This window comes from Oxalobacter paraformigenes (assembly GCF_000158475.2).
In the GTDB taxonomy this organism is placed as follows: Bacteria; Pseudomonadota; Gammaproteobacteria; order Burkholderiales; family Burkholderiaceae_D; genus Oxalobacter; species Oxalobacter paraformigenes.
Window position 1 is genome coordinate 1,355,185 of the sequence record NZ_KI392031.1, and the last position, 8,298, is coordinate 1,363,482.

Genomic DNA, 8,298 nt, shown 5'->3' on the forward strand with positions numbered 1-8,298 from the left:
CATATTAACAGAATGCATGACAAGCGTTCCATCCGATTGAATAGACGCATTACAAATTGAAATGTTCCTGTACAACATAAGCCGTTATAATCTGGTACATTGTGAAGTAGAGTCTGTTTTCATTCCGCTGTCCCTCGCTAGGAGCTAGACAATGTCGGCCATTTTACGCAATAAAAAACTGATCATCATTCTGGCACTCGTCATCATTGCCGTCGCAGTCGGATGGTATTTCCTGAAACCGGCTGGCACACCTCCGGGACTCGCTTATGGTAACGGTCGGCTGGAAGCGACCGAAACGGCTGTTTCCACCAAAGTGCAGGGCAAACTGGTCGAGGTGTATTTTCGTGAGGGAGCCGACCTGAAAACCGGTGAAGTTGCCGCGCAGCTCGACGATGCCCAGCTGAAAGCTGATATCCGGGCAGCCCAAGCCGCGGTCGAACAAGCCAGGGAAACCGCCAAGGCAGCACGCGAAGACGTCAAAAGTGCGCAAAGCCAGCAGGAACTGGCTGGCGTCACCCTGAAACGGACGCAGGAACTGATCAAAAAGGGTTTCATATCGGCTGCCCAGCTGGACAAAGACGTCAGTTCGATGAGAACGGCCAATGCCAGTCTGGCCAGCGCACGCAACCGTGTATCGCAAGCGGACGCCAGTATTGCCGAAGCAGAAGCCAGAGTCGCTTCCCTTCAGAGCAATCTCGATGACTTGACCCTGAAATCGCCGGTTGATGGTCGCATTCTCTATCGTCTGGCGGAACCGGGAGAAGTCCTTTCGCCCGGCGGCAGAGTCTTCTCGATTCTCGACCTGAACGACGTTTACATGTATATCTACCTCTCCAGTGCCGAAGCAGGCAGCGTCGAACTGGGAAGTGAAGCCCGCATCGTGCTGGACGCCCTGCCTGATCAGCCTATTCCCTGCACGGTAACCTACGTCTCCCCCCGCAACCAGTTCACTCCGAAAGAAGTCGAAACCCGGGATGAACGGGAAAAATTCATGTTCCGCGTCAAACTGAAAGTCGATCAGGACTGGCTCCAGCAAAATGTCAACATCGCCAAGCCCGGCATGCCCGGCGTGGGCTGGGTAAAAACAAGTCCGGATACCGTCTGGCCCGCCAATTTGCAGGTAAAGTAAAATGAGTACGCTCCTGGCAGCGAAACTCGAAAATGTCGCACTCCAGTATGGAGACGTCACTGCCCTTGACGATGTAACGCTGGAAATTCCGGGCGGCTGCATGGTCGGGCTGATTGGCCCTGACGGTGTCGGGAAATCCTCGCTGCTATCACTGATTTCCTGCGCCCGGAAAATCCAGAAAGGCCGTATCGAGGTTCTTGGCGAAGATATCGGCGACGCCAAAATCCGTAATGCCCTGCTTCCCCGAGTTGCCTACATGCCCCAGGGACTGGGCAAAAATCTGTATCCGACGCTTTCCGTTGCCGAAAACATCGATTTTTTCGGCCGTCTTTTCGGTCAGGACCGTAAAGAACGCGAGCGGCGGATTGATGAACTGACCGAAGCGACCGGTCTTTTCCCCTTCAAAGACCGGCCGGCGGGCAAACTTTCCGGCGGCATGAAACAGAAACTGGGCCTGTGTTGTTCGCTGGTACACGATCCAGACCTTCTGATTCTCGATGAACCGACCACCGGCGTCGATCCGCTTTCACGCCGCCAGTTCTGGGAACTGATCGATTCTATCCGCAAGCGCCGTCCCCATATGAGCGTTCTGGTCGCCACTGCCTACATGGAAGAAGCCCAGCAGTTCGACTGGCTGGCAGCCATGTATAACGGCAAAGTCATCGCAACCGGAACGCCGGAAGAAATGATGAAAAAGGCCGGAAAGTCTTCGCTGGAACAGGCTTTCATCCAGTTTCTTCCCGAGGAACGGCGGCAAAATTATGAAGAACTGGTCATTCCCCCTCTCAAGGAAAACAAGGATAAGGTCTGGGCGATCGAAGCGGACGGATTGACACAGGTATTCGGGGACTTCGTCGCTGTCGATCACGTCAGCTTCAAGATTGCACAGGGTGAAATATTCGGCTTTCTCGGTTCCAATGGCTGCGGCAAGACGACGACCATGAAAATGCTGACCGGATTGCTGCCTCCCACTTCAGGAACGGCAGAAACGTTCGGCAAACCCGTCGATGCCAAAAACACGGAAAGCCGAAAGGACGTGGGTTACATGTCCCAGTCTTTCTCGCTATACGGCGAATTGACCGTCATGCAGAACCTGGATCTTCATGCACGGCTTTTTCACTTGCCCCCAAACGAAATCCATGACAGGGTCCAGAGCCTGATTGATCGCTTTGGTCTCCAGCCATATGTCAATTCGGCCGCCGCGGAATTGCCGCTCGGTATTCGCCAGCGCCTGTCGCTTGCTGTCGCCGTTGTCCACAATCCCAAACTGCTGATTCTCGACGAACCGACTTCCGGTGTCGATCCGATTGCACGTGACGATTTCTGGCGTCTTCTGGTCGAAATGTCGCGTGAACAGAACGTCACGATCTTCATTTCCACCCACTTCATGAACGAAGCGGAGCGATGTGACCGCATTTCCCTGATGAACGCAGGCAAAGTGCTGGCCAGTGGAACGCCGAAAGAATTACAGGAAAACAAACACGCCGCAACGCTTGAAGAAGCTTTTATCGATTACCTTGAGGAAGCGGCTGGCAGTGAAAAGACGACCTTTGACGAAAATGCCGACATCGAACCGGAAAAACCGCACGAAGAATCCCCTGTTTTCAGCCTGCGACGGCTCCTGGCCTATGCAGCGCGTGAAACGCTTGAACTGCGTCGGGATCCGATTCGTCTCGGTTTTGCCCTTCTGGGCAGTCTGCTGCTCTTTTTCGTACTGGGAGGCGGCATTTCGATGGACGTCGAAGACCTCAAATTCGCCGTCCTCGATTACGACCAGTCTCCCCAATCCCGGGATTACGTACACAACATTGCCGGATCGCGTTATTTCCTCGAACAGGCCCCGCTGAAAGACAGCAAAGACCTTGAAAAACGCATGGAAAGCGGCAAAATCAGTGTGGCTATCGAAATTCCACCCAATTTCGGCCGCGATCTCGAACAGGGAAGGCGGCCGGAAATCGCAGCCTGGATCGACGGCGCCATGCCCTATCGCGGCGAAACGATTCTCGGCTATATCCGGGGCCTGCATGCGAAATACCTGGAACAGTTGAACAAGGAAAGTAATGGCACGGATCAGCCACCGGTCGCTACCCTTGAAAAACGCTACCGCTACAATCAGGATTTCAAGAGCATTTATGCCATGGTGCCCGCCATCATTCCCCTACTGCTGATGCTGATTCCCGCCGTTCTGATGGCGCTGGGCATCGTGCGCGAGAAAGAACTGGGTTCCATTACCAATCTCTACGTCACGCCTGTTACCAAACTGGAGTTCCTGCTCGGAAAACAGTTGCCTTATATTGTGCTGTCGATGATCAGTTACTTCCTGATGGTGGCCTGCGCCGTCTGGTTTTTCGGGGTACCGGTAAAAGGCAGCTTTCTGGCATTGACGCTGGGCGCTCTGCTGTACGTTACGGCCACAACCGGACTGGGACTCGTCATTTCATCCTTTACCAGTACACAGATTTCAGCCCTGTTCGGCACCGCCATTCTGACCATGCTGCCGACTACCCAGTTTTCCGGACTCAAAGACCCCATCGGATCACTCGAGGGAGCGGCCTACTGGATCGGGAAATTTTTTCCGGCCTCGCACTTCATTATCCTGAGCCGCGGCGTATTCACCAAAGCTTTGCAGTTCTCCAATCTGATCGGTCCCCTGTTCGCACTGGCGGCATTCATTCCGGTACTGACATTCATTGCCTGGCTTTTCTTGCCCAAACAGGAGAAATAAATGTCTTCGTTCAGAATACATCTCAGCAACATCTACCGCCTGGGCATCAAGGAACTGAACAGCCTGTGGGCTGACAAAGTGTTGCTGTTCCTGATTATCTGGGCTTTTACCGCCGGTATTTACAGTGCGTCGAAAGGTGTTTCGCAGGAAATTCACAACGCCCCGGTGGCCATCGTCGATCAGGATCATTCACAAATTTCGCAAAGACTGGCCAATGCCCTGACACAGCCCTATTTCAAGAAACCCGATCTGATTACAATGGATCAGGCAAACGAAGCGCTCGATAAAGGAGAATATTCCTTTTCCATTATCGTCCCTCCCGGTTTCCAGCGAGATTTGCAAGCGGGCAGGAAACCGAACATCCAGTTAAACATCGACGCGACGGTCATGAGCCAGGCTTTCATCGGTTCCAGTTACATCGAAAGCATCTTCAATAACGAAATCAACGAGTATTTCAACAGAACGACCGAAACCTCATCGCAACCGATCCAGCTGGTAACGCATGTCCGGTTCAATCCGAACATGACCGGTTTCTGGTTCGGTGGAGTCATGGAAGTCATCAACAACATCAATATGCTGACCATTATTCTGGTCGGCGCGGCCTATATTCGCGAGCGCGAACACGGTACACTGGAGCATTTGCTTGCCATGCCGCTGGGCCCGACAGAAATCATGCTCTCGAAAATCTGGGCAAACGGCCTTGCTGTCCTGATCGCCGCCTCATTCGCCCTGATATTCATCATCAAGATTGTGCTGCAGGTTCCGATTGCGGGTTCCATCGCCCTTTTCATCGCAGCAGCCGCCGTTTACCTTTTTTCCGCCGCGTCAATCGGCATTTTTCTGGGAACCATCGCCCGTTCCATGCCGCAACTGGGCTTGCTGATTTTCCTGACGATCATTCCCCTGCAAATGCTTTCAGGCGGTTCGACCCCACAGGAAAGCATGCCGCTCTGGGTACAGAATGTCATGAAACTGGCGCCAACCACTTACTTTGTCCGTCTGGCCCAATCCATCCTGTACCGGGGAGCGGGTTTTACTGTCGTCTGGCCGGAATTTCTGGCTATTGCCATTATCGGCCTGATTTTCTTTTTCATCGCCCTGGCCCGATTCAGAAAATCGATTGTCCAGGGCAACTGAGCCCGGATGCCTGCCTGAACCCTTTCAGGCAGGCATTCCAGCAGTCTGTCTTACTCTCCATACTCAACCGGAATCCAGCTGTACTTTCCGTTCCCTTCCGCAATCACATAACCCAGGCCCGGAAAAGGCAAATGCATGCCGGCCACCCGCTCTCTTTTTTCCGCGACATCTTTCAACAGACTCTGTCTTGTCCTGACCGCCTGTTCCGCATCGGAATCGTATTCGATCGCCACTTCCGGATGGCTGAACTGGATAACATGACTGTGAACGATATCCCCCCAGACCAACAGTGTCTGCCCGTCCGAAACGATTTCATAAGCGGTATGGCCGGGAGTGTGCCCATAAGTCGCCACCGCCCTGATGCCGGGAACGATTTCCTCTCCCGCTTCAACGGCTTTCCATTTTTCAGCACTCAGATAGGGAACCGCGGATTCACGGGCCATCCTGAAAAAGACCTGGCGCTCAACCGGAGCGGCAGCTGCCTGCTGTTCCGACAGCCAATATTCATTTTCCGCTTTATTGGCGTAAACCGTCGCATTCGGAAAAAGAAGCGTCCCTTCCCTGTCGCTTAATCCCCCTGTATGATCGCCGTGCAAATGCGTCATGACGACTATATCGACCTGTTCCGGCTGATAACCGGCGGCTTTCAGGTTTTCAATAATACGGCCCTGCCTGTCTTCACTGAACAGCTTGCCGGCGCCCGCATCAATCAGGACAAGATGATCGCCCGTATGGATCAGATAGGCATTGATGGCGCTCTGAATACCTGTTGTCCTGCCATAATGATGGGACAAGGCCTTGTCGATAGCTTGCCTGTCCATGTTCTTTAGCAACTCCGGATGAAAATCGAAAGAACCATCGAAGAGGGCCGTGACTTCAAACTGGCCTACCATCGTCCGGTAGTACCCCGGCACCTGTGTCTTGACGGCAGCAGGAACCTGTGGCTGTACGGCCTCTTCCGGAACAAGCGTTTCGTTCGCGGCCGGAACGGCCTGTTCCTGAGGCGCTGCGTTCACAACAGGCGCCGTCCCCTGCTGTATTTGCGCGACATTTTTCGCCACCGCAACGGAACAAAGACTGAAAGACGCAACCATCAGTCCCAGCGTGATCTTTCGGCAAAACGGCTTCCATTTTTCCTGCATGTTTACTCTCCTCACTGAATGACAATGGATGAATTCGTTTATCGGTTCCTATTATCAGATAATTTTCCCTTCGTTTGCGAAAACCGAAAAAGTAATTCCCTAAAAAGAAATACGCTGATGATGTCATGACTTTCAAAGAACGTTTTCTTCCAGTGGAAAGAAAGGCGAACTATGTTCAGGCTTGCTATCATTATCGGAAGCACGCGCCCCGGCCGCAATGGGGAAGCGGTAGCGAAATGGATTTATGAAATCGCAAAGAAACGTCAGGATGCCGAAGTAGAGCTGGTCGATATCCGGGATTACGACCTGCCTCTTCTTGACGAACCCCAGCCGGCCTCCACCGGACAGTACACTCAGCCCCATACGCAGAAATGGTCCGTCAAAATCGACTCTTTTGACGGCTACATTTTCGTTACGCCCGAATACAATCACGCTCCGCCTGCCGCGCTCAAAAACGCCATCGATTATCTTTTCCACGAGTGGAACAACAAGTCCGCCGGATTCGTCGGTTATGGATCAATGGGCGCTGTCAGAGCCGTGGAACAACTGCGCATTCTGATGGGCGCCCTGATGATTGCGGACGTTCGGGCACAAGTCATGCTTTCACTTTTCGAGGATTTTGAAAAACTGACCGTTTTCCGCCCCAATCCACGCCATGAAAAAACGGTCAATACGATGCTGGAACAGGTTATCGCCTGGGGAACTGTTCTGAAACCGCTTCGTGAAGACGACTGAACCATTGAACCTTATTCAACCTATATACGAGAGAACACCATGAAACACATCCAGATCATTATGCCGGAAGTCAGGGAATGTTCGGCCCAATCCTGCGGCTTCAATAAAAACCTTGGCTGTCACGCACGCGCCATTACAGTCGGCGACGGACAAAACCCGGGTTGCGATACGTTTTTTGCCGTATCCGATCCGGCCGGACACGCCAAATCGGTAGGCCGTACCTCGGGTGTCGGCGCCTGTAAAGTGGCGGACTGCAAATACAACGAGGACTACGAATGCATGGCCGATGAAATTGTTGTCGCTTTCAGTAACAGCAAGGCCAACTGCCAGACTTATGTCCATCGTTGATACCTTCACACCTGTTGTGAGCCGTGCAGTGCACGGCTTCCTTTTTTGACTTCCGTCCATCCTGCTGTTGTCGAAACCGTTTTATTGCCTGATACGAACAGCAAGACGTTTCAAACCGGATGCACTCTCTTTTTAACAGGAAGGAAGAAAACATGCCAAACCATGAAATGCCCACAATACAGAATCCTTTGAACGCTTACTACACAGACGATTATCCGGAACAAAAACAGGATTATCCCGGCATCCAGCAAAACATGAAGCCGGTACCCGATTGCGGGGAAAAAACCTACACCGGATGCGGGCGGCTGAAAGACAGAAAAGCGCTGGTAACAGGCGGGGACTCCGGCATCGGCAGGGCGGCAGCCATTGCCTATGCCCGGGAAGGAGCCGATGTCGCTATCGGCTATTTGCCCGCGGAAGAAAAAGATGCCCGCGAAGTGAAAGAACTCATCGAAAAAGCGGGCAGAAAAGCGATTCTCCTGCCAGGCAATCTTTGCGACAAACAATATTGCACCGACATGGTAGAAACCGCCTCCAGAGAACTGGGGGGACTGGATATCCTCGCGCTGGTAGCAGGCAGGCAGATCGCCAAAGCGGGAATCGATGAAATATCGGACAAACAGCTCTATGAAGTTTTTACCACCAATGTCTTCTCACTGTTTTGGACAGTACAGGCCGCATTGCCGCATCTTGAACCCGGCGCTTCCATTATCACGACCTGTTCGATAGAAGCCTACAGACCGAGTGGCGAACTGCTGGATTATGCCGCGACAAAAGGCGCCATCAAATCTTTTTCCGCGGCACTTGCCGAACAGCTCGCGCCCAAGGGTATCCGCGTCAATTCTGTTGCACCAGGACCAATATGGACCGCACTGCAAATTTGCGGGGGCCAGTTCCCCGACAAGATTCCCGATTTCGGAAAAGACTCTCTTTTAAAACGGGCAGGACAACCGGCTGAACTGGCTGGCATTTATGTTTATCTGGCATCAACCGAATCCAGCTATGTCACCGCCGAAGTATTCAGTGTCAATGGTGGAATGCATATTTGATGCACCCTCTTTACAATAAAAAAACCGGACTTC

The 8,298-nt window shown here is 52.7% G+C and carries 7 protein-coding genes; 6 read left to right on the top strand and 1 reads right to left on the bottom strand.

The annotated features are described in order from the left end of the window. Window positions 1-151: 151 nt before the first annotated feature. The 3 genes from OFAG_RS10490 to OFAG_RS10500 are packed head-to-tail and all read left to right on the top strand — an operon-like array spanning window position 152 to window position 4,991. A complete protein-coding gene (locus OFAG_RS10490) occupies window positions 152-1,129 on the top strand; it encodes an HlyD family secretion protein (protein WP_005876167.1) in 978 nt (325 codons plus the stop codon). 1 nt (window position 1,130) lies between these two features. Then, window positions 1,131-3,854: a ribosome-associated ATPase/putative transporter RbbA gene (gene rbbA, locus OFAG_RS10495; protein WP_005876166.1), complete on the top strand. Its 2,724-nt coding sequence runs from the start codon at window positions 1,131-1,133 to the stop codon at window positions 3,852-3,854. Further along, complete coding sequence (locus tag OFAG_RS10500) at window positions 3,855-4,991, top strand: ABC transporter permease (RefSeq protein ID WP_005876165.1); 1,137 nt, start codon at window positions 3,855-3,857, stop codon at window positions 4,989-4,991. It begins immediately after the preceding gene. 50 nt (window positions 4,992-5,041) lie between these two features. Here OFAG_RS10500 and OFAG_RS10505 read toward each other — a convergent pair whose 3' ends face one another. Further along, window positions 5,042-6,133 carry an MBL fold metallo-hydrolase gene (locus tag OFAG_RS10505; protein WP_020995263.1) on the bottom strand — a complete coding sequence of 364 codons (1,092 nt, stop codon included), beginning with the start codon at window positions 6,131-6,133 and terminating at the stop codon, window positions 5,042-5,044. A 171-nt stretch (window positions 6,134-6,304) separates the two neighbouring features. On the opposite strand from OFAG_RS10505, the gene OFAG_RS10510 reads away from it, so the two are divergent. The 3 genes from OFAG_RS10510 to OFAG_RS10520 all read left to right on the top strand — a co-directional run bounded on the left by OFAG_RS10510 (window position 6,305) and on the right by OFAG_RS10520 (window position 8,265). Continuing rightward, window positions 6,305-6,868, top strand: a complete 564-nt coding sequence (locus tag OFAG_RS10510; RefSeq protein WP_005876163.1) for an NADPH-dependent FMN reductase — start codon at window positions 6,305-6,307, stop codon at window positions 6,866-6,868. A gap of 39 nt (window positions 6,869-6,907) precedes the next feature. After that, on the top strand, window positions 6,908-7,216 hold the full coding sequence (locus OFAG_RS10515; RefSeq protein ID WP_005876162.1) for a DUF1540 domain-containing protein: 309 nt from the start codon (window positions 6,908-6,910) through the stop codon (window positions 7,214-7,216). Between the two features lie 152 nt (window positions 7,217-7,368). Beyond that, window positions 7,369-8,265 carry an SDR family oxidoreductase gene (locus OFAG_RS10520; RefSeq protein WP_020995264.1) on the top strand — a complete coding sequence of 299 codons (897 nt, stop codon included), beginning with the start codon at window positions 7,369-7,371 and terminating at the stop codon, window positions 8,263-8,265. Window positions 8,266-8,298: the final 33 nt, after the last annotated feature.

Coding starts and splice junctions, on each gene's coding strand:
- OFAG_RS10490 (WP_005876167.1), top strand. CDS start 152: ATGTCGGCCATTTTACGCAATAAAAAACTGATCATCATTCTGGCACTC.
- OFAG_RS10500 (WP_005876165.1), top strand. CDS start 3,855: ATGTCTTCGTTCAGAATACATCTCAGCAACATCTACCGCCTGGGCATC.
- OFAG_RS10510 (WP_005876163.1), top strand. CDS start 6,305: ATGTTCAGGCTTGCTATCATTATCGGAAGCACGCGCCCCGGCCGCAAT.
- rbbA (WP_005876166.1), top strand. CDS start 1,131: ATGAGTACGCTCCTGGCAGCGAAACTCGAAAATGTCGCACTCCAGTAT.
- OFAG_RS10515 (WP_005876162.1), top strand. CDS start 6,908: ATGAAACACATCCAGATCATTATGCCGGAAGTCAGGGAATGTTCGGCC.
- OFAG_RS10505 (WP_020995263.1), bottom strand. CDS start 6,133: ATGCAGGAAAAATGGAAGCCGTTTTGCCGAAAGATCACGCTGGGACTG.
- OFAG_RS10520 (WP_020995264.1), top strand. CDS start 7,369: ATGCCAAACCATGAAATGCCCACAATACAGAATCCTTTGAACGCTTAC.